The following is a 23,029-nucleotide window of genomic DNA, read 5'->3' on the forward strand; positions in this document are numbered from 1 at the left end:
TGTATTTGAATAATAGCGTTCACCAATAAAGTCTGGTACTGTAAATTTTCCAAATTTTCTTAAATAAGGAGCTAATAATAAAGCTAATAATACATAACCTCCGGTCCATCCCATAAGATATACAGCACCATCATATCCTGCGAAAGATATAATTCCTGCCATGGAAATAAAAGAAGCGGCAGACATCCAATCGGCTGCTGTTGCCATTCCGTTTGCTAATGGAGAAACACCTCCACCGGCAACATAAAATTCTTTTGTGGATCCAGCTCTAGACCAAATCGCGATTCCTATATATATGGCAAATGTAATGCCTACAATGATGTAAGTCCAAATTTGTACATTCATGATATTTTATTTTTTATTTTATTAATTGTAAATTATTCGTCGTATCCGAATTTTTTGTCTAGTTTATTCATCAATCGAACATAAACAAAAATCAATATCACAAATACATAAATTGATCCTTGTTGGGCAAACCAAAAGCCTAATGGAAAACCACCTAATTTAATTTCATTTAAAGCATCTTTAAATAGTATTCCTGCTCCATAGGAAACGGCAAACCAAATGCTCAATAGGATAAGAAGGTATTTTAAGTTTTCCTTCCAATATGCTGTTGCATGTCTTTGTTTTTCTGTCATAATAATTAGTTTAAGGTTTATTATAGATATATCATTGCTTGTAATGTGATGGTATTTACAGCATCACTTTGAGCATATTTTAAAGATTGGTATTCTAAGGTAAGTTTAGAATTATGTCCACTTAAATAAATATTGGTTCCTATACCAAATTGAGAAGCATCATCATCCAAAGCATCTATTTGTCTAGAATCAAAAGAAACATAAGGTTGAAACTTAGTTTTGGTTTGAACAGGTAATACATAACCCAAATGACCGTGAATTAAAGAGCCAGTTTCGTAAGTAGTTCCTAAAGTAAAGTTTTTTCCGTAATCTGAATTTTGATATAAAGCATAAGCTGTTATAGCACCTCCATTACTACCTATTGGTGCGTCATAAAAGGCATCAGCAGCAAAAATAGTAACATCCTCTCCACTTAAATTTCCTGCACCATCAGCTATTACAGCACCGCTTGGATGCACAAAAAAACCAGCACCTATGTTAAATACTTTTTTAGTTCCTACATAAGAACCTACTTTATAAGGCAAAAAATTACTTTCAGCATCAAAAATAGCGTAATCAAAATAACCAGAATAAGCTTTACCTGCTTCTTTTGAGCCTAATAAGCGACGACCTGAATAGATTGCTGAACCATCATTTACAGGTACAGCAGTAGCTTGTAAATTATTTGTTTCAGCCTCATTAATAGCTACACGATATTGAAATTTTCCAAAAGAACCTTTTAAGTAAACCCCTAAATGTCTTGCAAACTGATCGGATAAACCTAAAGTAGCCCATGCTTGTCTTTGGTTATCCAAAGTCATGATGTTTAAAGTACTTTGATTATTTAAACGAGAAATTCCATTCCAATAATGTAAACCTCCACCAATAGCATGATTTTTATTTAAATTATATTGCGCCCACACATCATGAAAAAACAATTGTGAAGCATCTCTTGTACCGGTCGGACTCATATTATCTGCATTTAAGCTATTTAAGCCAAAATGAGTTAAAATCAAGAAGTCTGAACTAATCTGAGCATACATTAAAACACGTGCTCTCCTTAAACTGAAATTTAAATCAGCTTGCTCATTACCGTTGGCATCTAAAGGTCGATCTGAATTATGTTGTGCCCAAAATTGTGCCCATGAAATAATTCTAAAGTATTTTGTACCATCTTCATTGATTTTAACTTTAAGTCCACCTTCATAATCTGGGGAACCTTGAGAAAACACTAAAACAGAAAAAAGTAACGCAGTAATAAATAGTATTTTTTTCATAATTTAAAATTTGATTTTAATTTGTTTTGTTCAATCAAATTTTGAAATTATTTTTTGTAATCTAAAAAACTATATATATAAATGTAAAGTAGTATAGCTAATCTTTAAAACGTTCCCATTTTATAAGCATGAATTTATCACCAAGCTCAGTTATAATCATACCTGCACCTGATAGTTGTTCTTTCGATTTTAAATATTCAACTAACTCATTATGCTTAAGTATCTTATAACTAGGATGATAGTTAGGATGTGGTGGTTTTTTAACTTTATATTCTTTTACCCAATTACTTATAGATACATGTGAAACCCCTATAATTCTTTCAATTTCACGATAACTCAAGCCTTCTAAATACAATTGTAATGCTTTGGTTACATAATAATCATCTATTTTTTTACCTAATTTATTAACAGTAAAATAATAATTACAAGGCTTGCACAAATAGCGCTGTCTTTCCTTAATAATTCCGCTTTTTACAAGGGTTGATCCATTACATTTTGGGCAAGTAATAACATCCATATATATAAATTTTGCATAAATATATTAAATTAGCATTATTTAATTATACTATTTGTATTTTTTTTACAAAAAAAATATTTAATATTAATTTTATATAGTTTATTTTTAATAATATTTTAAAAAAAAATACTTTTTCAAAAGTTTCATACAATAATAAAGGCCCGACTATATATAACTATATTAATCGAACCTTTATAATGATACATTAGAAGATATTATTCTTTCACGATTTTTTTAATCACATTTAAACCGCTGTTTGTTTTTATTCTAACTAGATATATTCCTCTTAAAGAATTTTGAATAGAAATGAATATCTCTTTTTGATTTGTAAATTTTGATTTATAAATGGTTAGTCCATATAAATCAACTATTTCAATTTCTCCATTATGATGTGTTTCAAATAGAATCTTAAAAACTCCATGATTAGGATTAGGAGCTATTTTAATTTGCTCTTCTAAAATTTCAATTTCTTGACTATTTACTTCATAAGTGACATTATTCACATTTTTTGCTACAAAATTATTAGAACACCCTTCAATATAAGCTCTAAAAATAGAACCATTATTTGATGTAAAACCATCTGATAGTAAAACTTCATCTCCTGCATGATAAATACCAGTAGCACTATTGTTTATTGTATTAGTAGCAAAAATAGTTGATGCTGCTTGTTGTGTATCTGTACCAGTAGTTACATTAGTTGTAACCACCAAGTTTGTAGGACAACCGAGTGCATTATTGGGTAAATTAGTACCTAAATTAGCAATGATTTCTTGGATTGGAACACCTCTATTAGGACAATTTGCACAATGATGCAAAGCAATTACAAGCTGATCATTATAGCCTATTACAGGAGAGCCTGATGAACCTCCTTGTGTATCTGCATAATATCCTATGTCATTCCCAGTTCCTAAACATCTCGGTTCGCTTAAGGATTGAACATGTGAAAATCCATCGGAAGCATCATTCGGATGATCAGACAGTAAAGCTATTCTTTTTCCCCAAGCTTGTGGATGTTGTGGAATATACATTCGTTCTCCAATTGAAGCTCCAGAAGCACGTAATTGTAAAAATCCATATGTTCCAGTAACGTTTGTTGGAAGTGATAATAAAGAATAATCTAAATTAGAATTGGTTTGAACTAATGAAGTTGATGAAGCTTCTATTGTACCACCACACGCAAACCAAGATTGACAATTTGAAGAACAATTGCTTCCTTCTGCCATAAATTCTACAGTAACATTATTGGCAACACTGGACGACCCTACACAATGATTATTTGTCATAATATGCCCTTGATCACCTATTAACCAACCCGTACAAGCACTTGTACCATTTATCAATAATCTTGCAATCGCTCTAGATCTATTGTATACATTTGGTTCAGATGTTTGATAACATTTTGCATTTACAGAATCATCATTTCCACATAAAGCTTCCTGATCTCCTTCTTCTGCATTAATTTCTTTTTCTGTAAACCCTCTAGCATATTTATCAATAGTATAACCATAATAATTACTACTATTAGTACTATGAATCTCTATTATTAATTTAGCACCATATATTGGAATACTCCAAAAACCTTCTTTCGGATTATTTTCATTATAATTTCCTTTATCATAATATTTCCAATATTTATTATTATCTGGAGATCTAACTAACAAAAAATCACCTTCGGCTAGTTCAAGTTTACTAAAATGTACCGCAATATAAGTAGCGTCTTGGTATTCAATTTCTTGACTCCAAACAATTGGCCCAACTCCTATATTTGAATTATATGGATGTGGAGACTCATAACTTTCAAAGATTTCTTCTCCTACTTTTAGAGATTGCCCAAAAAATGTGGATGATATACTTAAAAGAATCAAGTATAATATTGTTTTTATTTTTTTCATAATTTAAAATTTTAAAGATTAAACCATGAATCTATTTATTATACATTTTTGCCTCTAAAGCTTCGATACGTTTATTTTGTTCAATAATATAAAGAGTTAACTCTTCAATTTTCTCTTGTTGAATTTTTGCCATTTCTCCTAAACTTACTCCTTCTTCTTCAACTTGTTTTGCAGAAGGCACATTTGGTAAATGCTTGTTTATAGTAATAAAATTCTCTACTTCAGCTAATGGTTTTAAATGGTAATCATTAGCAAAAACATAATCGGCCCAACCGGTTCTTACTCTTACTTCTTCGGTAAGAATCCCTCCTTTTACATAAAGTTTGTAGGCATTCAAATTAGCTGCACCAATTGTTGTTGGAGTGTTTTCTGTTCCTATTGCAACTCTACCATCATCTTTTAATAACATGTAGTAATTACCTCCGCCACCTGTAGTTGGATTCCACGGTTTCCAAAAATTCAATCCTTTATTAGTTACATATTCTATTCCCCATCTGCCGTTTGGATAGGCTGTGTTGGTAACATCATCACTAAAACAAATCATAGGTCCTCCAGCACCATTACCTCCAGAAACTAATATGGCTCCATCATGAACTTGTAATTTGCTAAATGTATTAGAGGGTTGAGAAATACCAACGGTTAGGTTACCATTTTCAACATATTCATTTCCTATAATGTGTAATCGTTGTGAAGGTGCAGTGGTACCTATTCCTAAAAAACCTGAAGAGTTAATTCTCATTCTTTCAATGCTTGTTGTAGAAAAAGCCATAGTATTTGCTAAGGGTCTAAAAATACCATTTCCACCACCACCATCATTTCTTGGATTTCCTAAAGTTGAAGCTGTAGAATGAAAACCAATAGCAGGATTAGCTGCAGTATTACCTTGAGCATTTAAAATTCTTGCACCTCCAGGAGTGGATGAAAATAAACTTGCATTTGTTGTACCAATTTCCTGCCCTATTGTCAAGGAAACTGTACTTAAACTTAAAATCAAAATAATTTTTTTCATTGTGTAAATGTTTATTTGTTCCCTACTCTTTTTTTATAGGTTTTTCGGGTTACACCTTTTGATCGATCTACTATTATGTATCCAATTTTAAAATTCATTACCCAAAAAAATAGGCTCAGTTTAAATTAATTTAAACTGAGCCTTTAAGATGGAATTATTAAAAAGCTATTTCGTTTTATTTCTTCTTATAATAAATACAATTAAAAAAAGAAGAATTACAACTGTAATTATAATAGGAATAGAACGGTTTGTTTTATGTAAAGAGAGTTTGTTTGTTGTACCTGTGAGCGTAAATGAAGCCCAATAATATGGTAATAATTCGGCAAGCTGATGTGAATTTAGATACTTCTTTTTTGCATTTTGTAACGCTTTTATTTTTGTTTCACCTGTTGCAATACCTGAATAAAAATTTTGGATTATTTCATTCCCAGCTTTTTCATTCACATTCCACAAAGAAGCTAGAACACTTTTTGAACCATTGTAAAAAAAACCTCTGGATAAATTAAGTACCCCTTCACCTGAGGCAAATTCTCCATCATTAGTTTTACAAGCATCTAAAATAACTAAATCGGCCAAACTATTTAAACCATACAATTCATCTAAGATCATTTTATCATCGTAGAAAGCAATCCAAGGTGTTTGTGTTACAGAATCAATACCTGCATGCGTATTTAAATGTATAATTTCATAATGACTACTATGATTGTAAAAATTTTCTTTTGTAGCTTCAGCATTACTAAAAAAAGTAACGGAATTGTATTCTTTTAATAGTGAAGAAGTTTCTTTTGAAAGTAATAATGGTTGTAATTTTTTATTTTTAAAGTTTTCAGGAATTATAGCTAATATTTTTTTTTCAGGTATCGTGTGGTGTTGTTTTATTTTTTCTAAAACTGAAAAAGACTGCAAATAGGAAATGGCTGTATTTTGAATTAAATAATTCTTTGAAAATTCATCTTTTGAAGTTAATAAGGCCTCAAAAGGTAAGTTTGATAAAGCTTCATCTGGAGCAATAATAAGATTTTTATTTTTTATTTTTAAATCGGCATTTTTGAAAGGAAATAAGGCTTTAAAAACGGCATAGTTTACTGATTTAAAATGTTTTATCTCTTCTTTATTTAGTAGAGGTTCTTTCATATATTGCTTTAACGATAGCAACTTGTTTTGTAAGTTAGCAACATCATCAATTTTGAAAAATAGTGTTTCAGTGTTGGAACAAAAAATACCATAACCATCCTTTTCATTTAAAATATAAGTTATAAAACTGGTGTTTTGGGTAGTAGTAGTTTGTATTATTTTGTGTAAAGGAAAGGTCTCAATTCCTTTTTTTAATTGTACATACTGAGGGTGATTTGTTTGTAAAGAATCCATAAAAATTCGATACTCTTCACTTTTAGATGCATATTTTTCTTTTACTTCTTTATGAGCCGTGTTTTGCTGAAATAATTTTTCTAAAGCAACTAGTTCATAATGTAATCTATATTCCCTTTCTTGAATTTTCTTTGGAATTTCAAATGCTAATTTCGCTTGAAATGTTTTAATTTTTTCTTGTAGAAGTAACGCTTTATTTTTTTCCATAAAATAAAAAGCTTCTTCGGGTAAATTGAGGTAATAACAAACCTCTACAGCTAATAAATAAGTATTTACTCCTTTTTCTATCCAAAACAATTTAGATTCTTCTGTATTACTTTCATAACGCAATAAAGAAACCAATTCATCAATTCTATACAAAGTAGTTTTTGCTTGAAATAAAAAATCTTTAGCCTTGGTTTCCTTATAGGCGGCAACATAAAAATAGGCTAAATCTACTAAGAAAACGAGCATGTCTTGTTGGTAATCTGAATTTCTAATTTCTTCTAATGTAGGCAAAGCAAAAGGAACATTTTCTTTGTCTAGTAGTATTTGAATCGCTTTCTTAAAATAGAACAGTTTTTTTTCTGCTGAACTATCTTGTAAAAAATAGCCCATATTGTCATAAGCAGTTGCTATTTGTGAAGCGTCTTCTGCTTTATTGATAATTTCCTTATATGTGTTGTGCGCTAATTTAAATTGTTTTTGTTTAGCATATAATAATCCAATATTGTTTAGAACACTCAGTTTTTTGTAGACATCGTCCTCTACTTGATAATATTTTTTTACTTTTAAATATAAATCCAAGGCAGTTTCTAAATCGCCAAAAGCATCATAAACTATAGCTAAATTATTATAAGCTTTGTATAAAATATCTTCGGATAGATTGGTCTTGTAAAAATTTTTTTCAATCTCTTGATGGTGTTTTTTAACAATTTGTAAATCGGAATTTCGTTTACTTGAAAATACATTTTCATACATTTTTCCATAAATCCATACAATAACAGTTCTGATTTTAACCACTTTATCAATTGCATCATATTGAGTAAGCAAAACATTTAATTTGGCTATACCAAGATAAAAATCACCCTTATTAGCATCTAAGACAGCAGTATCAATTTTAGCATTAAAAGTATACTTATCAGATCCATTATCTTTTATTATTTCTTGTAAAATTTGATAACGTTCTTTATCTAAGCCCTCATATGCATACATCCAGGCTAAATTATGTCTGGTTTTATTTAATTCTTTAAGACTATTTTCTTTATACTTTAGCTGGATTTGAATTGCTTTTTTAAAATAAAGAATAGCTTGTTTATTTTGTTTGGTTATATAATATTGTTTGCCAATTGTAGCTAATAGTTCGCCCATTTCGGGTGTAACAACTGTCTTTTTTTGTTTAGAAAGAAGTAAAAGTAATTGATCTAATTTTTCTTGGTCTGATATTTCTTTTGTATCTACGTTATTTTTCAAAATTATTGCAATCTCATCCGAAACTTGTTGTTGTGTAAATGAATGCAAAGAATAAAATAATAAAAAACAGCAATAGTATCTTACAAGTATTGGCATGGCTTTTTTTGCCATGAATGTATAAAAAAACAAGCAAAACTAATAATTTTAAATGCTTATAAGTTTTGCTTGTTTACTACGACTACTCAAATTAAGGCAAAATAATCTTATTATATAGTACTTTTTTGGCAGTATTAAAACTTGTTGGACAAGGAATTCCTGATATGTTCAATTGATATTTTAATTCACTAGCACTATAACTAGGATGATTATATTTATATCTAGCTAACACACCTGTTACAACAGGAGCTGCAAAGGATGTACCACTCATTTCATATCCTAAAAATGGAATATTCTCACCCTTAGAAAAGAAGTCTACACTTTCTAAACCATAATTTGAAAACGAAGCAATATTGGAACTACTAAAAGAAGCATCAAAATTAACTAATTTATCTGCAGCAGCTACTGCTATAATATTCTCGTGACTATATCCTGAAGGATAATGAGCTAAAATATCGTTGTTATTTTCTAAATTTCCTGCAGAAGCAACTACTAAAGCATTTGGATTTTCATCAATAATAGCTGCAATAATAGTATTTAAAAAATCACCAAAACCATCTTCATACCAGCCTAAACTCATTTGTAAAATATCGGCATGTTCTAGTCCAAAACTTGTAGCACATAAGAAGTTGAAATAACTGGCTCTTCCGTTTTCATCGCATACTTTAAGTGGCATAATTTGATGAGGAACAGCCGGTGAACTCTCATTTAGTATTGTTGTAATTATAGATGAAACTACAGTACCATGTCTTCCATTATTATCATCAAAACTATTGTGATCCTGATTTACAAAATCCCAACCAGAATACACATTTGCATTTCCATCACCCGAAGCATTATATAAAAATGGCCCAGTAAAAACATATGAAGTATCGTCTCCTATTGTAGGAGCAAGACCTGTGTCCAATACTGCAATTGTAATGCCGTCGTTACTAGTTTTAATATACGACGAATAACTATAATCTGTTAAGCTTCCTAAATCTGGATTACTGATATCTATACCAAAAGTAAATTCATAATCTACATCGATTATAGCAGATTCTATACCACCATCACTTCCTTGTTCTATTGCTGTTTTTTTAGGTTCAATATCAATGCCTAGCCCAAACATCCATAATTCAATAGTATCATCCGAGCAATGTTCACATATTTTGTAATTGGTAACGCCATAAATATCTCTTAAATCTGCTTTTTCACTCGATGTCGTTCCTGGTGCATATCGAACAATCAAACGATCTCTCAAATAAACAGGCATATCTCTCCTTGTAATTGACCGGTTTGTATCAGTTATATCTTTTGGCATCTCATTTGTTGAGATTATTTCATCATTAAAATCAGTTTCCTCAGAACAAGAAAATAAAGAGAAAATTAGAATCAAAAAAATACGGCAGTTTTTTAAATTTTTCATTGTATGTTTTTTAAGTTTTATATTATAGTGCCTCATAAGGAAATTTGTTACCCTATTTTTCTAAAAAATATTTTAACACTTTTTTATCAAAGAGATTTTCTAATTAAATTTAGAATAGAAACAATGTAAAATATTTGTGTATTTTTACTTCGATTATGACAAATACATTATAAATGTAGTATATTTTCATCTTTGTCGTAATTTTTACAAAGTCTATTAAAAAAAACAATAGAATCTTAATTGCTATTCCTTATTCTAAAATGGAAAATACAGATCGATATATTACTGCACTGATTAATGGCAATGACGCTATTATCAAAGAGATTTATTCTAAAATTTATCCCAAAGTTCATGCTTTTATTCAATCGAATAAAGGTAATACGGATGATGCTTTAGACGTTTTTCACGATGCATTGATGTATATTATTGTTACTCAAAAAGAAAAAAGATCAATTATCTTATCTTTTGAAGCCTATCTTTTTGTTATTTGTAAAAATATTTGGAAAAAAAACTTAAAAAATAAGGTAATAAAAACAGACATTTTAACACTAGAGGAAAAAGAAACCAATCTAAGTGCTTTTATTTTAGAACAGCAATGCTTTGAGTTTTATATTGCTAAGTTTAATCTTTTATCTGAAAATTGTAAAGATATTTTAAGTAGTTATTTCAATGGCTTAAGTTATGAAGAAATTACTGAAGCTAATGATTATGCAACGGTAAATACGGTAAGACAAAGAGTCTTTAAGTGTAGAACTAAATTAATGGAATTGATTAAAGGAGATAAAGAGTTTCAGAAAATAATTAAATGGGGAACAAACTAAAATTATGGATACATTCGATTTAATTGATCAATATTTAAAAGGAACATTATCGGAAGCTGAAAAAATAGCTTTTGAAAATAGAATGCAAGAGGATCAAAACCTGAAAGAAGAAGTTTTGATTCAAAAACAATTATTTGCTAGCCATGATTTTAATACAAAAGAGGTTGAAAATGATTGGTATACTTCTGAATTACAATTAGTAAAAGAAAAATTAAAATCTGATGAAAATAAAAAATTATCAGATAAAATAAAACGAATAGGTTTAGAACATACGGTTCCTACTTTGGTAACCAAAAAGAAAAGACAACCTCGTTTTATTTATGCAATTGCAGCAACAATAGCAGTAACTATAACAACACTGATGCTGTTTTTTAATAAAACGTCTTTACCTAATTATTATGAAAAAGAAGTCAATTGGAATGAATTACCTTCTTTTACGGTAAAAAGTGATGTAGAAACCACCATTTCTGAAGGTGAAAAACAATTTAGAGAAAAAAAATACAAACAAGCGATTAAATCCTTTGAAACAATTGCTCCAAATGATAAATGGTATCCTTATGCACTTTTGTATATTGGAGCGTCTTATGATCAACTAAACGAAAATGAAAATGCAATTGCTACGTTTCAAAAAATAGCTCAACTCTCCGATTTCATGGAACATTCTAAAGGATATTGGTACCAATTACTCTTATATCTCAAAACAAATGATAAGGCTAATGCTTTGGAAATGAAAAAAATAATTTTAGAAAACCCATCCAATTATAAATATCAAGAAACAAAAGAGCTTGATTTTTAATAAAAAGGTTTTGAAATTATTTTCAAAGCCTTTTATTTTTACATTCCGTGATATTCCATATTAGGTAAAGTAGCTTCCTCTTTTAAATATTTATTAAACCAAGATACTACTGCCTCATCAACTTCTTGTCTAAATTCTGAAATACCATGATCGGCACCTTCAAACATAATTAATCGATACGGAATACGATGCTCTGTAAATGCTAGTGCCATACGCAAGCTTTGCTCTGGTTTTACGCGCCAATCTGAGTTTCCATGGAGTAGTAAAATAGGTACTTCTTTTGAAAATTTTTCTACCCATTGTATGGCAGATCTTTTCTTAATTTCAGCCGCTTCATTTCCTTTAAAATTAGGAACTAATTCAGGGAGCAATTTAGTTCCCATTTCTGGTCTGTCTTTTATAGTTGCTTCCATATCTGCCAAAGCTCCTCCTACCACAGCTGCTTTAATTTTATTTGTATTAGTTAAAGCACGATAAGTCATCATACCGCCTCTACTCCAACCATACATGCCTATTCTTGAAGTGTCTGCAATTTTCTCTTCAGCTAAAACGGTAATGAGTTGTAAAACATCGTTTACGTCTTTTCCTCCAAACTCTTCCTTACCTTCTCCTCCTGCATTACCACGATACTGACTTGCAATAACCACATAACCTTCTTTGGCTAATTTTCCTAAACGTAAAGCAGCCATTATATTCAATGCTCCAAAGTCTTGATTTCCTCCTCTGTTAAAAATTACACATGGGGCTTTTGACAAATATTTTGGAGTAATTAATAAGCCATTTACTTTTAAACCATCGCTTAAATATTGAATGTTATGAACCTCAATACTATCTATATATTGATACGTCTTTTTCCAAACTCTTTTCCCATTTTCTTCTTCTGTTAACTTAGCATAAATAGGTAATTTTGAAAAATCGTTGAAAAGTTCCTTTTTTACAATGACTCCTTTGTTTTGTGCATGACAACTTACAAAAGCAAGTGCCAAAACAACCATTTTAAAATACTTCATGATGTTTGATTTTTTTGATTGATAAATGATAATGATAGGACTGTAAAGAATACAGAATGTTACATTTTTTCATTAACAATCGTTTGTTTTTGATAAATAGGCTTCAAAAATAACTGCTTTTTAAAAGCAAAAAATCATCATTTATAAGTATTTTAATGTGACTATATTAGGATATATTTTCAAAAAAGTAGCCTACTAACTACTTAAAAACAATCAAAAAAACTTATTTTTGAATGACTACTAAAAAAAAGACAAATACAACATGAGAAAAGCTTTCCTTGTTATCAGTTTTACTGTGTTAGCTATTACCGCTATTTTAATCTATGTCGATTGGAAATTTAGTTTACTATTAGCTATTTTTATTCCTTTAATACTCATGGGATTATACGATATGTATCAATCCAAACACACTATAAAACGCAATTTTCCTTTATTAGGTAGAATGCGTTATTTACTAGAAGATTTAGGCCCAGAAATGCGTCAGTATTTTATTGAAACAGATACAGAAGGAAAACCTTTTAATCGTTTGCAACGCAGTATGGTGTATTCTAGAAGTAAAAAAGAAACAGATGCCAAACCTTTTGGAACACAATTAAATACATATTCTGAAGGATATGAATGGATAAATCATAGTATCAAAGCGATTCCTTTTCAAGAATTAAATCATAATCCAAGAGTTAAAATAGGTTCCTCTCAATGTGTAAAACCTTATTTTGCCAGTATGTTCAATATTAGTGCCATGAGTTATGGTAGTTTGAGTAAAAATGCTGTCTTGGCTCTAAATCATGGTGCTAAAGAAGGTGGTTTTTATCACAATACTGGTGAAGGCGGACTTTCTCCGTATCATTTAGAAGGTGGTGATGTGGTTTGGAACATAGGAACAGGTTATTTTAGTTGTCGAAATAATGACGGAACTTTCAACGTAGATCAATTTGAAAAAAGAGCTACTTTGGAACAAGTTAAAATGATTGAAATTAAGTTTTCTCAAGGTGCCAAACCTGGTCACGGTGGTATTTTACCTAAAGAAAAAGTAACCGATGAAATTGCAGCTATTCGTTTAGTAGATAAAGGACATGACATTATTTCTCCTCCTTCTCACTCTGCTTTTACAACGCCTTTAGAGTTGATGGATTTTCTAAAATTATTACGAGATAAATCAGGAGGAAAACCTATTGGTATGAAAATATGTATTGGGAATAAAACCGAATTTTTAGCCATTTGTAAAGCCATGGTTCACACCAAAACCTATTTCGATTTTATTACAGTCGATGGTGGTGAAGGCGGAACAGGTGCTGCTCCACCAGAATATTCAGATCATGTAGGCATGCCTCTTCGTGATGCTTTAGCTTTTGTATACGATTGTTTGAATGGTTTTGGTATCAAAGACCAAATTAAAATTATTGCCAGTGGAAAAGTTATTTCTGGTTTTGATATTATTCGTAATTTATCCATTGGTGCCGATTTGTGTAATTCTGCCCGAGGGATGATGTTTGCCCTTGGTTGTATTCAGGCTTTGGAATGTCATGCCAATACTTGTCCTACAGGTGTAGCTACACAAGACCCAAGATTAACCAGAGGTTTAGTACCAGAACAAAAAAGTATTCGGGTAGCTCGTTATCAAGTAGAAACGGTAAAAAGTGCTGTCGATTTAATGGCTTCCGCAGGAATTGCACATCCAGATGATGTTACCAGAGATTGTGTTACCACTCGTATTGATAGTAATAAAGTAGCTACATTTTCTCAACTTTATCCAGAATTGGAAAAAGGATGTTTGTTAGAAGAACGCACTACCCCACAAGAATTTTTGTATTTCTGGAAAAAATCACAGGTAGAAAGCTTTTAAAAGTAATATAAAGAGACACAAGTAACTTATAATTTTATAACAATACTGATATATATCATAAAATACACCTCTCTTTTATTTGTAAATTTACGTATCTAAAATATTAAATTACTAAAAGGGAATTTTTATGGAATTTATTGATTACTACAAAATTCTAGAAATAGATAAAAATGCTTCTACAGAAGACATTAAAAAAGCCTATCGTAAGCTAGCCCGCAAATGGCATCCAGATGTAAATCCTAATGATGCGAATGCAAAAATTAAATTTCAGCAGATTAATGAAGCGAATGAAGTTTTAGGGAATCCTGAAAAACGTAAGAAATACGATAAATACGGCAAAGATTGGGAACATGGCGAAGAATATGAAAAATACCAGCAACAACAACAACGTCAATATTCTCAAAATACAGGACATCACACGACTTCCGATTTTAATGGGGAAGATTTTTCTGATTTCTTTTCTTCGATGTTTGGTAGACAATCGGCTGGTTCAAAAAGCAGTAGCGTAAAATTTAGAGGTCAAGATCTTAATGCTTCTTTACAACTCGATATAAAAGAAGCAGCTATAACCCATCAAAAAACCTTCACTGTTAATGGAAAAAGTATTCGCATTACTATTCCTGCGGGTATTGAAGATGAACAAACCATAAAAATAAATGGTTATGGAGGCGAAGGAATGAACAAAGGCCCAAAAGGAGATTTATACATTACCTTTTCGATTGTAAATACTACACCTTTCAAACGCGTAGGCTCAGATTTATATCTCAATCATGACTTGGATTTATATACCGCTGTTTTAGGTGGTGAAACTACCATTACTGCCTTTGATGGTACTAAATTGAAACTCAAAGTGGCAGCAGGAACTCAAAACGGAACAAAAGTACGTTTGAAAGGAAAAGGTTTTCCAGTATATAAAAAAGAAGGCAGTTTTGGGGACTTATATGTTACTTATACGATAGCTATTCCTACTCATCTTTCTGAGAAAGAAAGGGAGTTATTCCAACAATTAGCTCAAAAATAAACATCATGAACACACAAGAATTAATTATTATAGAAGTATTTTGTAAGGAATGTCAAATTGAACCGCATTTAATTGATGATTTGGAAGATTTCGGTCTTATTCAAACCGTAGTGTATGAAAATAATAAATATTTACACCGAGAAGAATTGGTTTACATTGAAAAAGTCATTCGCTTACACAATGAGTTGCATATCAATAAAGAAGGTATTGAAGTTGTCTTAGATTTATTACAAAAAATGGACCAACTATCCGCTGAAGTGAAACATTTGAAAACGAGATTAGGGTTGTATGAATAAGGGGTATTTTTAATGGATTCAAAAAATAAAGAAATTAAACACAATATAATGCTCAAAAAAATAATCTTGTCTATCATTGCCTTTATTTTGGGTATAACCTTAGCGCTTTTAACAGATTCTTTTTTTAGACATATCATACAAACGTTGTTTGTAGCAACTACTTTTCATAAAATTAATTTTGTTGGTAAAGATTTTCACTTTTTTTCCAGTGCTCTTTATTATAATCTATTTGGTTTAGCTATGATTGTTGTAGCTCTTGATGGTTATAGCACAAATATCAAACAACTACTACAAAAAATTAGTATGAGTATTCTTATTTTTGCAGTAGCTATACTAGGAATTTCAACGGTAGAAGCGCATTTAAAAATTATAGAATGTACAGCCTGCGATGAAGGTTATAGAAATCTACATTGGAACGATATTAACTATGAAATAATTGTTTTGGTGAGTTTATTTTTGGCTATTATTCCTAATAGCATAAGACTTGTAAAAAGAAGTAATTTTTCCTTATTTACAGCATTCAATTTGTTTAAAATAACTAAGAACTAAGCATTGACACACCAATACTTAGTTCAAATAGTATAAAAGAATTAAATTAAAATTAAGAAGCGTATGTTTTTTCTAAAAAACTACGAACCGATACGGGTTTTCTTTGTAGTATATTTTCTAAATCGGTACTCTCTTTATCCAATTCTCCTTCAGCCTGACCTACAGCAAAACTGGAGAATACACCTACTACTTCATCGGGTAAACCAAATCCTTTTAAAGTAGTTTGATATTCCTCTGCAGAGGGAGAAACGTAAGTAATACTTTTGCCAGAAACATCAGAAATAATTTTTGCTATTTCGGTGTACGATAGGGCTTCTGTATTGGTAAAATCATATTCTTTATTTTCATGTCCTTTGGTAACTAAAATAGTAGCCGTAGCTTCAGCCATTTCTGCACGTAAAACAGCACTAATTTTTCCGTTTTCTGCTGGTACATAAATCGTCTTATTTTCTAAAACCTGCTCTCCAATAAATCCTGGCAAGAAATCCAAATACAGGTTGTTTTTTAGAATAGTGTAAGGTATACCACTCTCTTTAATAGCTTTTTCTGTTTGTAAATGTGAATCGGCAACTACCCAAAGTGGTGACGATGGGGTTTCATTTTTACGTTGAAAACTAGTATATACGATTTGCTTTACCCCTACTTCTTTGGCTGCTTTAATCACATTTATGTGTTGTTGCAGACGATTTTCAATATCGTTTCCAGAAATAAGTAACAATTGGTCTACACCTGCAAACGCTTTGGTAAGTGAAGCATAATCATCATAACTACCTTGCGCTATTTTTATCCCTTGTTCTTTTAATGCTGTAGCAGCTACTTCATTTCTTACTAAGGCTACAATCTCATTGGATGGAGTCCCTTTTTCTAATAAAAAGTTAATCGTTGCTTTTCCAAAATTACCTGTTGCTCCTGTTATTAAAATCATTTTTTTGTATTTATAAATTATTACTATTATTTTTGTTACACAAAGTAACTAATAAAAGTTTTAAAAAGTAACTAGTTACCTATTGGTAACGGTAAAAATAGTGGTAACGTTATGGTAACTAAAGAAGAAAAAACAATAGATACAGCTTGTCCGGTAAGTGCTATGTTAGAATTAATTGGTGGTAAATGGAAACCTGTAATTCTATATTGCTTGCGTTCAGATACAAGAAGATTTGGAGAAATAGCAACAAGAATACCTTCTATTTCAAGAAAAGTATTAACCGACCAATTAAAAGAATTAGAACAGGATAATTTAATTGTTAGAGTACAATTTAATGAAACGCCTCCACGTGTAGAGTACTCCCTTTCAGAATTAGGGAAAAGTATGGCTCCTGTACTCGCTGAAATGGCAAAATGGGGTACGGAAAACATTTTTAATCAACGAGCATAAAAATTAAATTATATTTGTCAAAATTCTTTACTTTAAGAGTAAAAAAAGTCAATTAATATATAATGAAAAAAAGTATCATTTTCTTCTTCTTGTTGTTCAATTTGGTAAATGCTCAAACCTCTAAAGAAAAAGCGTTTATTGGGAAATGGGAAGTTATAGAAGTTCCAAATTTACAAGCTATTAATAACCCGAAGGTAATGGAGACATTTAGTGCATTTAAGGGAGCACAAATTGAATTTAATAGTAATACTAATTTTAGCATAACTTTTAACAAAAGTAATGATTTTGTAACCCAAATTAAACAAATGACTCGTGGTACAAAATGGAGTTACAATTTGAAAAATGATGAGATTATGGTAGGCTCTAAAGAAAATAATTATTCAATATTAGGGTTTCAGTTTTTCACTCAGAATAAGGAATATTATTTAAAATTATTTGAGACTGAAATAATTTTAAAAATTAAAAGAAGCAAATCATAATGTTAATTTAGCTTCGTTTAATTTTTGGTCTAATAAATAGTATTTTTCTAATTTAGAATACAAGATGATAAAAAAAATGCTCTTACTCCTTTTCTTAGTGCTAACTTTTTCTTCAGTGAAAGCTCAAAATGCAACCGAAAACACATATTATGTCACATCTGAAGTAAATATCGGAAACTATTTTGGACTCGATTGGACTTTGAATTATGTCATCCAAAATAGATATTCCATAAAAGTGGGTTATACTAGAAATATAAGAGATCCAAAATCTAAACCAAACGATTACAGTAGAGGATTAGGTTTTTTATCATTTTCTTATCCTTTTGATTATCTATCCACTTACAAAGTAGAATTGGGTAAAATTTATAATTTAAATCAAAAAGGAACGATTAGAGCTAACGTAGCTTTAGGAATAGGATATACTGTAATTGAGGAACCGGAAAACTGGCAGTACATACCCAATAATATTACAGTTAATTTAGATGAAAATTACACCTATGATTATTATAAATATAATACAATAAGTCTAATAATAAGTCCGAAAATTGAGTTCCCTGTTTCTAAATATTTTGGACTTTCGCTTTCACCTATGGCACAAATTAACAAAGACAGAAGCTATTATGGAGTTGGTTTAGGAATTATGTTAGGCAAAGTAAGAGAATAAGAAAAATTAAATATTATTTTTATTCAATTATATTATTTTTACTTAAAATTAAATTATGTAATGGCAGACGAAAAAAAAATCAAAACTAAGACTGGTTTTTGCCATATTTTACCAGATAAAATTGTACTTACTAAAGATGCTAGTATTAGTAATTTGCAAACAAGTCCTGAAAACCACATAGGAAAAATATTATTTATTTATACAATTATTGCTTTTGTAAATTTTTATTTTGCATACAAAGGATACGAACTTGATAACACCTTACAAATGGTGGTTTCAGCTCTGTTTGGAATTATACTTATTTATGGTATAGTAACGAGTATAAACAATTCTACAACTTCTGTCATTGAAAGAGATAAAATTAAAGAAGTTCGTTTAAAAAAAGCCGTTAATGGAATAACACGTACTAGATTTGAAGTATTTTTTGAAGATGAAAAAGGCAAGATTAAAAAAAGATTAATTATGCTTCCAGGATATTTAAAAAGTGGTCCTATTGAAACTGATTATGCCATAAAAACAATGACTGAAGAAAAATTATTATCTTAAATTACTTTATTCATAAATGAAGAAAAAGAGAAAAGTTATTCGTTTAAGTCTAATTTCTGTAGTGCTTTTAGGGTTTCTTTTTTTGCATTTTTATGTTCCAAGGTTTATTACCGAAATTAAAAATCCACTGATTGTAAGTTTTAAAAGCAAACAACCGCCACAAACTACAGAAAGTTTTAAAAATAGTTCGTTAAATGGAAAGGCATTGCAAATACCTTCTTTTGATGGTACTCCACTATCCTGTTACATAACCTATTCCAATGATACGGTTACCAAAGGAACTGTAATTTTACTACACGGTATCCGTTCAAGAAAAGAACATTTTGTAGCGTTAAGTGAACGCTTGTCTCTATTAGGTTACCATGCTGTAGCCGTTGATTTAAGAGCGCACGGACAAAGTGGTGGCACACATTGTACTTTTGGTGTAAAAGAGAAAAAAGACATTTCGAAATTAATTGATTATTTAATTCAAAAAGAAAAAATAACAACTCCTATTGGTATTTGGGGACAATCATTGGGAGGTGCCATTGGTTTACAAGCTATGGGTAGCGATAAAAGAATAGCTTATGGGATAATTGAAAGTACGTTTACCGATTTTGAAACCATTACTCATGATTATTTCCGATTTCATTTGGGCTTTAATTGGAAACCACTCACCCATTATTTAGTGCATCGTGCTGGAAAAATAGCCAATTTTAACCCTGAAGAAGCCAAACCTATTGCCTATTGTGAAAAGATTACCCAACCAATTGTATTAGTTCACGGTAACCAAGACCAAAGAATTCATATTCAATATGCCAAAGAAAACTATGCAGCCATTCCTAGTTTACAAAAAGAATTCTTAGAAATAGATCAGGCCAACCATTTAAATGTTTGGAAAGTGGATGGCGAAGGCTATTTTGAAAAAGTCATTGCTTTTATTGATAAAAATTTAAGTAAACAAACAGATGAAAAATTAGTTTCAAAAGAAATTCATTCATTTTCAATAGGTAATATTAATAATGATAAAATACCCGATTCTGCATTTGTTATGCTAGAAAAAAAATTAGACACCAATCAAATAGAATACTTAGGAGATGTAACGATAACATTCTCTAAAAAGATTCCTGAGATACAACTTAATCGATGTTTAGGAATTTTTATAACTCCTATTGATGATTTAAACCATGATGAAGCAAACGAAATTATTGTCTTTTCAAAAACAAATGAAGGTTGGTGGCACAATATTTTTGTCTTTTCCTTTTATAAAGAGAGTTGGCACCAAATTGCCAAAACAAATGCTTTCATTACTGATGATGAGGGTTTTAAAAGTAGAATAAAAATAGAGAATGGCATTTATTATTTACTGGGTAATGATAAATTAAATTTAGATGAAAAAGGAAATTTTCTAAAGACAAAAATTAGAATTTAATTCTTTTGAATATTTTAATGGTATAATTATTGTGAAGTTCAACAATACGTTTTACATCAACCCTACCTATGAAATTAAAATTACTTTTACTCACTTTATTGCTTACTGGCTGGAATTATTCACAAACAAATTCTTTAAAAAGACCTTTTATTTTTGAAGATTGCGACACTGTTAATTCTAGTTTTGAAGACATTCAATCTTGTTCAGAAAAAAAGCTCATAAAAGATTTTAATAGAAGTTTAATAACTTCAAAATTAGACAAAATAGAACCTTGTTACAATAAAAAAATTACTCTATTTTTTGAAATTAATAAAGAAGGAGAATTACATTTTACAAAACTTATTAATAGAAAGCATCCTTATGATACTATAACTATTGCAAAAACTTTAAAATTAGTTAATGAATATGCAGACATTTTAAATAAATCTAAAAAAATAAAGCCTGCACTTAATGATAAAGGAATTCCATCTAGAATTACCTCTTCAATGATATTTCATAGTAATTATATTATTTCAGAATACTTGGAAAAAAGAATCGAAGAAATTGATTCAGAAATTAAATACAAAGCATTATATGCTCATCTTGATAATAAAAAATACTTGAATTTTTATCAAGGAACTCAATCCAAAGAAATTTTAGTCTATGAATTTAATCCAGTATCTAAGAAAAATATATATTTAAAAAAATATGCTTCAATTACAGAGGCAAGTTCGCAATATAGTTATCTAAAAAATCTAAAATACAGAACAGATTATCCTGTTTTATATTATCATCATTACAATGAAATTATTGAAATTAGAAAAGTAAATGAGGAATACAATGTTGTAAATTATTCTAATCAGATTAAAGATACTATTTTAAGTTATGAAAATTTTGTTTCTTTATATTATTCTGAATATCATTACGAAGTAGTAAAAAAATCTTTATAAAAACACGTTCTACTATTTTTAAATTCAATTTATATTCCTAATAGGTAATCTTTTAGAATTATTAGTGAACCAAACAAATTGTTTTTCATTATCTTAGTACACAAATGAACGAATAAATAATGAAAAATAAAATTCTAGGACTTCGCACAGTCATTTACAAAATTAATCCTGCTCGTTTAGAAGAAGCCAAAGCGTGGTATAGTAAAGTATTTCAAACCCAACCTTATTTTGACGAACCTTATTACATTGGTTTCAATATTGGAGGTTACGAATTAGGTCTTCAGCCCGAAGAGCTACCTTCTGCTAAAGTACCTAATGTGAGTTGTTTTTGGGGTGTTGAAAATATAGAAGAAAGCTATCATTTTTTTATTGCTAATGGTGCTACTTCAGATGAAGCTCCACAAAATGTAGGTGGTGAAATAATGGTTGCTACTGTAAAAGATCCTTGGGATAATCTAATTGGTTTAATTTATAATCCAGAATTTCGTTTACCTTAAATATAATTTGTATGAAAAATTTAATTGCCTTTTTTGCTGCTCTTTTTGCTGCTAAAAAAACAAAATTCGGATGTTTTGGTACTGTTATCGTTTTTATTATAGTATACTATTTGGTAAAAAAAGTGTTATAATTTAAAAAGGAGTTCCGTGGTATATAGAACTCCTTTTTTAAATTTATGCTAAAGGATGTGTTACTATAATTTCGGGATCTTTTTCTAGTAAATTAGGAGCCAAAGAAAAAAATGCTTGTACATATTTTTGATGGTTGTGTTTTTCTAAAATAGCTTCATTTTCCCATACTTCATGCAATACAAATACACTAGAGTTTTTAGCATTTTGATGCAAATCATATTGTAAACAACCTGCTTCTTTTCTAGAAAACGCAGTTAAAGTAAGTAACTGTTGTTTTAATATTTCACTGGTATTATCTTTTGCTGTTAAAACGACTGTGATATAGACTTTCATAATTAATTTAAAAAAAGTTTCGATAAATGAGCCTTATATAATGCTACATCTCTTGGAACATCTGCATTTTTTTCAACATCATGAAAATGCATGCTTTCAAGGGAAGTCATTCCTGTAAATGCATTCATTCTATGGAAACCAAATAATGGTCCGTCATCTACACTGGTTTGATTGAAGAATTCACCTGGTAAAGTAAACGCTTCTTTAGGAGCATTCCACGACGTGGTTAACATGTATTTTCTACCGTGTAACATCCCTCCTGTTCCATAATTTATAGTTGGATTTGCAGAAGAACGACCATCGCTTAGATAAATTCCTTTGGCATGACCTTCTGTGAAAACTTCATCTATATATTTTTTAAAACCAAATGGCAATTGAAACCACCAAATTGGCGTATGATAAATAATAACATCAGCCCAAACATATTTAGCTACTTCTTCTGCTGGATCATAAATAGTATTGATATCAGTAGTTTTTACTTCAAAATTTGCATTATTTTGAAAAAATGTAGCTGTCTCATTGGCTATTGTTTCATTGAATTTGCCTCCTGAATGACCAAACTTTTGGCCTCCATTAATAATAAATATTTTTGTCATTTTGTGTTCATTTAATTTTACAGTACAAATTTACAGAGGCTTTTACTATTATAAAAATAAGATAATTAATACCTTTGTATTATAATTATAATAGT

The 23,029-nt window shown here is 29.9% G+C and carries 24 protein-coding genes and 1 pseudogene; 13 read left to right on the top strand and 12 right to left on the bottom strand.

What is annotated here, in order from left to right; translation table 11 throughout:
* From CX675_RS20100 to CX675_RS03495, 8 genes and pseudogenes are all read right to left on the bottom strand, one after another.
* Positions 1 to 345: pseudogene (locus tag CX675_RS20100) on the bottom strand (cation acetate symporter); the annotation flags it as partial.
* Positions 346 to 377: 32 nt separating this feature from the next.
* On the bottom strand, positions 378 to 638 hold the full coding sequence (locus CX675_RS03465) for a DUF4212 domain-containing protein (RefSeq protein WP_130733822.1): 261 nt from the start codon (positions 636 to 638) through the stop codon (positions 378 to 380).
* Between the two features lie 20 nt (positions 639 to 658).
* The gene (locus tag CX675_RS03470; protein WP_130733823.1) at positions 659 to 1,894 is read right to left on the bottom strand and encodes a hypothetical protein; all 1,236 of its coding nucleotides are present in this window, start codon (positions 1,892 to 1,894) and stop codon (positions 659 to 661) included.
* Between the two features lie 97 nt (positions 1,895 to 1,991).
* Positions 1,992 to 2,411, bottom strand: coding sequence for a helix-turn-helix domain-containing protein (locus CX675_RS03475; RefSeq protein WP_130733824.1), 420 nt, complete (start codon positions 2,409 to 2,411; stop codon positions 1,992 to 1,994).
* A 215-nt stretch (positions 2,412 to 2,626) separates the two neighbouring features.
* Positions 2,627 to 4,303 carry a 3-coathanger stack domain-containing protein gene (locus tag CX675_RS03480; RefSeq protein WP_130733825.1) on the bottom strand — a complete coding sequence of 559 codons (1,677 nt, stop codon included), beginning with the start codon at positions 4,301 to 4,303 and terminating at the stop codon, positions 2,627 to 2,629.
* Positions 4,304 to 4,334: 31 nt separating this feature from the next.
* On the bottom strand, positions 4,335 to 5,312 hold the full coding sequence (locus tag CX675_RS03485) for a hypothetical protein (protein WP_130733826.1): 978 nt from the start codon (positions 5,310 to 5,312) through the stop codon (positions 4,335 to 4,337).
* Positions 5,313 to 5,477: 165 nt separating this feature from the next.
* Positions 5,478 to 8,243 carry a CHAT domain-containing protein gene (locus tag CX675_RS03490; protein ID WP_130733827.1) on the bottom strand — a complete coding sequence of 922 codons (2,766 nt, stop codon included), beginning with the start codon at positions 8,241 to 8,243 and terminating at the stop codon, positions 5,478 to 5,480.
* A 76-nt stretch (positions 8,244 to 8,319) separates the two neighbouring features.
* The gene (locus tag CX675_RS03495; RefSeq protein ID WP_165395963.1) at positions 8,320 to 9,636 is read right to left on the bottom strand and encodes a S8 family serine peptidase; all 1,317 of its coding nucleotides are present in this window, start codon (positions 9,634 to 9,636) and stop codon (positions 8,320 to 8,322) included.
* Between the two features lie 260 nt (positions 9,637 to 9,896).
* Between CX675_RS03495 and CX675_RS03500 the strand changes: the two genes are divergently transcribed.
* Positions 9,897 to 10,457, top strand: coding sequence for an RNA polymerase sigma factor (locus tag CX675_RS03500; protein ID WP_130733829.1), 561 nt, complete (start codon positions 9,897 to 9,899; stop codon positions 10,455 to 10,457).
* Between the two features lie 4 nt (positions 10,458 to 10,461).
* Entirely contained in the window at positions 10,462 to 11,253 is a 792-nt protein-coding gene (locus CX675_RS03505) for a tol-pal system YbgF family protein (protein ID WP_130733830.1), read from the top strand.
* Between the two features lie 38 nt (positions 11,254 to 11,291).
* Here the strand turns inward: CX675_RS03505 and CX675_RS03510 are convergent, their stop codons facing one another.
* A complete protein-coding gene (locus tag CX675_RS03510) occupies positions 11,292 to 12,263 on the bottom strand; it encodes a S9 family peptidase (protein ID WP_130733831.1) in 972 nt (323 codons plus the stop codon).
* Between the two features lie 262 nt (positions 12,264 to 12,525).
* Between CX675_RS03510 and CX675_RS03515 the strand changes: the two genes are divergently transcribed.
* The 4 genes from CX675_RS03515 to CX675_RS03530 all read left to right on the top strand — a co-directional run bounded on the left by CX675_RS03515 (position 12,526) and on the right by CX675_RS03530 (position 15,972).
* On the top strand, positions 12,526 to 14,106 hold the full coding sequence (locus CX675_RS03515) for an FMN-binding glutamate synthase family protein (protein WP_130733832.1): 1,581 nt from the start codon (positions 12,526 to 12,528) through the stop codon (positions 14,104 to 14,106).
* A gap of 127 nt (positions 14,107 to 14,233) precedes the next feature.
* Positions 14,234 to 15,127: a DnaJ C-terminal domain-containing protein gene (locus tag CX675_RS03520; protein WP_130733833.1), complete on the top strand. Its 894-nt coding sequence runs from the start codon at positions 14,234 to 14,236 to the stop codon at positions 15,125 to 15,127.
* Between the two features lie 5 nt (positions 15,128 to 15,132).
* Positions 15,133 to 15,423 carry a chaperone modulator CbpM gene (locus tag CX675_RS03525; RefSeq protein ID WP_130733834.1) on the top strand — a complete coding sequence of 97 codons (291 nt, stop codon included), beginning with the start codon at positions 15,133 to 15,135 and terminating at the stop codon, positions 15,421 to 15,423.
* Positions 15,424 to 15,471: 48 nt separating this feature from the next.
* Positions 15,472 to 15,972, top strand: a complete 501-nt coding sequence (locus CX675_RS03530) for a hypothetical protein (RefSeq protein ID WP_130733835.1) — start codon at positions 15,472 to 15,474, stop codon at positions 15,970 to 15,972.
* A 52-nt stretch (positions 15,973 to 16,024) separates the two neighbouring features.
* On the opposite strand, the gene CX675_RS03535 is transcribed toward CX675_RS03530, so the two are convergent.
* A complete protein-coding gene (locus tag CX675_RS03535) occupies positions 16,025 to 16,897 on the bottom strand; it encodes an SDR family oxidoreductase (protein WP_130733836.1) in 873 nt (290 codons plus the stop codon).
* Positions 16,898 to 17,008: 111 nt separating this feature from the next.
* Between CX675_RS03535 and CX675_RS03540 the strand changes: the two genes are divergently transcribed.
* From CX675_RS03540 to CX675_RS03570, 7 genes are all read left to right on the top strand, one after another.
* Positions 17,009 to 17,347, top strand: a complete 339-nt coding sequence (locus CX675_RS03540) for a helix-turn-helix domain-containing protein (RefSeq protein ID WP_130733837.1) — start codon at positions 17,009 to 17,011, stop codon at positions 17,345 to 17,347.
* Between the two features lie 62 nt (positions 17,348 to 17,409).
* A complete protein-coding gene (locus tag CX675_RS03545) occupies positions 17,410 to 17,826 on the top strand; it encodes a hypothetical protein (RefSeq protein ID WP_130733838.1) in 417 nt (138 codons plus the stop codon).
* 64 nt (positions 17,827 to 17,890) lie between these two features.
* Positions 17,891 to 18,490 carry a hypothetical protein gene (locus CX675_RS03550; protein WP_130733839.1) on the top strand — a complete coding sequence of 200 codons (600 nt, stop codon included), beginning with the start codon at positions 17,891 to 17,893 and terminating at the stop codon, positions 18,488 to 18,490.
* Between the two features lie 60 nt (positions 18,491 to 18,550).
* The gene (locus tag CX675_RS03555; protein WP_130733840.1) at positions 18,551 to 19,036 is read left to right on the top strand and encodes a phosphoribosylaminoimidazolesuccinocarboxamide synthase; all 486 of its coding nucleotides are present in this window, start codon (positions 18,551 to 18,553) and stop codon (positions 19,034 to 19,036) included.
* Positions 19,037 to 19,052: 16 nt separating this feature from the next.
* The gene (locus CX675_RS03560) at positions 19,053 to 20,447 is read left to right on the top strand and encodes an alpha/beta hydrolase (protein ID WP_130733841.1); all 1,395 of its coding nucleotides are present in this window, start codon (positions 19,053 to 19,055) and stop codon (positions 20,445 to 20,447) included.
* A 68-nt stretch (positions 20,448 to 20,515) separates the two neighbouring features.
* Entirely contained in the window at positions 20,516 to 21,376 is an 861-nt protein-coding gene (locus tag CX675_RS03565) for a hypothetical protein (protein WP_130733842.1), read from the top strand.
* A gap of 119 nt (positions 21,377 to 21,495) precedes the next feature.
* Positions 21,496 to 21,873, top strand: coding sequence for a VOC family protein (locus CX675_RS03570; RefSeq protein WP_130733843.1), 378 nt, complete (start codon positions 21,496 to 21,498; stop codon positions 21,871 to 21,873).
* Positions 21,874 to 22,047: 174 nt separating this feature from the next.
* On the opposite strand, the gene CX675_RS03575 is transcribed toward CX675_RS03570, so the two are convergent.
* The gene (locus tag CX675_RS03575) at positions 22,048 to 22,338 is read right to left on the bottom strand and encodes a putative quinol monooxygenase (RefSeq protein WP_130733844.1); all 291 of its coding nucleotides are present in this window, start codon (positions 22,336 to 22,338) and stop codon (positions 22,048 to 22,050) included.
* A gap of 2 nt (positions 22,339 to 22,340) precedes the next feature.
* Complete coding sequence (locus CX675_RS03580; RefSeq protein WP_130733845.1) at positions 22,341 to 22,934, bottom strand: NAD(P)H-dependent oxidoreductase; 594 nt, start codon at positions 22,932 to 22,934, stop codon at positions 22,341 to 22,343.
* Between the last annotated feature and the right edge of the window lie 95 nt (positions 22,935 to 23,029).

The organism is Flavobacterium sp. J27, from assembly GCF_004303025.1.
Lineage (GTDB): Bacteria > Bacteroidota > Bacteroidia > Flavobacteriales > Flavobacteriaceae > Flavobacterium.

Excerpts from the sequence above, each read along its gene's own strand:
- CX675_RS03465 (WP_130733822.1), bottom strand. The coding sequence starts at position 638 with ATGACAGAAAAACAAAGACATGCAACAGCATATTGGAAGGAAAACTTA.
- CX675_RS03470 (WP_130733823.1), bottom strand. The coding sequence starts at position 1,894 with ATGAAAAAAATACTATTTATTACTGCGTTACTTTTTTCTGTTTTAGTG.
- CX675_RS03475 (WP_130733824.1), bottom strand. The coding sequence starts at position 2,411 with ATGGATGTTATTACTTGCCCAAAATGTAATGGATCAACCCTTGTAAAA.
- CX675_RS03480 (WP_130733825.1), bottom strand. The coding sequence starts at position 4,303 with ATGAAAAAAATAAAAACAATATTATACTTGATTCTTTTAAGTATATCA.
- CX675_RS03485 (WP_130733826.1), bottom strand. The coding sequence starts at position 5,312 with ATGAAAAAAATTATTTTGATTTTAAGTTTAAGTACAGTTTCCTTGACA.
- CX675_RS03490 (WP_130733827.1), bottom strand. The coding sequence starts at position 8,243 with ATGGCAAAAAAAGCCATGCCAATACTTGTAAGATACTATTGCTGTTTT.
- CX675_RS03495 (WP_165395963.1), bottom strand. The coding sequence starts at position 9,636 with ATGAAAAATTTAAAAAACTGCCGTATTTTTTTGATTCTAATTTTCTCT.
- CX675_RS03500 (WP_130733829.1), top strand. The coding sequence starts at position 9,897 with ATGGAAAATACAGATCGATATATTACTGCACTGATTAATGGCAATGAC.
- CX675_RS03505 (WP_130733830.1), top strand. The coding sequence starts at position 10,462 with ATGGATACATTCGATTTAATTGATCAATATTTAAAAGGAACATTATCG.
- CX675_RS03510 (WP_130733831.1), bottom strand. The coding sequence starts at position 12,263 with ATGAAGTATTTTAAAATGGTTGTTTTGGCACTTGCTTTTGTAAGTTGT.
- CX675_RS03515 (WP_130733832.1), top strand. The coding sequence starts at position 12,526 with ATGAGAAAAGCTTTCCTTGTTATCAGTTTTACTGTGTTAGCTATTACC.
- CX675_RS03520 (WP_130733833.1), top strand. The coding sequence starts at position 14,234 with ATGGAATTTATTGATTACTACAAAATTCTAGAAATAGATAAAAATGCT.
- CX675_RS03525 (WP_130733834.1), top strand. The coding sequence starts at position 15,133 with ATGAACACACAAGAATTAATTATTATAGAAGTATTTTGTAAGGAATGT.
- CX675_RS03530 (WP_130733835.1), top strand. The coding sequence starts at position 15,472 with ATGCTCAAAAAAATAATCTTGTCTATCATTGCCTTTATTTTGGGTATA.
- CX675_RS03535 (WP_130733836.1), bottom strand. The coding sequence starts at position 16,897 with ATGATTTTAATAACAGGAGCAACAGGTAATTTTGGAAAAGCAACGATT.
- CX675_RS03540 (WP_130733837.1), top strand. The coding sequence starts at position 17,009 with ATGGTAACTAAAGAAGAAAAAACAATAGATACAGCTTGTCCGGTAAGT.
- CX675_RS03545 (WP_130733838.1), top strand. The coding sequence starts at position 17,410 with ATGAAAAAAAGTATCATTTTCTTCTTCTTGTTGTTCAATTTGGTAAAT.
- CX675_RS03550 (WP_130733839.1), top strand. The coding sequence starts at position 17,891 with ATGATAAAAAAAATGCTCTTACTCCTTTTCTTAGTGCTAACTTTTTCT.
- CX675_RS03555 (WP_130733840.1), top strand. The coding sequence starts at position 18,551 with ATGGCAGACGAAAAAAAAATCAAAACTAAGACTGGTTTTTGCCATATT.
- CX675_RS03560 (WP_130733841.1), top strand. The coding sequence starts at position 19,053 with ATGAAGAAAAAGAGAAAAGTTATTCGTTTAAGTCTAATTTCTGTAGTG.
- CX675_RS03565 (WP_130733842.1), top strand. The coding sequence starts at position 20,516 with ATGAAATTAAAATTACTTTTACTCACTTTATTGCTTACTGGCTGGAAT.
- CX675_RS03570 (WP_130733843.1), top strand. The coding sequence starts at position 21,496 with ATGAAAAATAAAATTCTAGGACTTCGCACAGTCATTTACAAAATTAAT.
- CX675_RS03575 (WP_130733844.1), bottom strand. The coding sequence starts at position 22,338 with ATGAAAGTCTATATCACAGTCGTTTTAACAGCAAAAGATAATACCAGT.
- CX675_RS03580 (WP_130733845.1), bottom strand. The coding sequence starts at position 22,934 with ATGACAAAAATATTTATTATTAATGGAGGCCAAAAGTTTGGTCATTCA.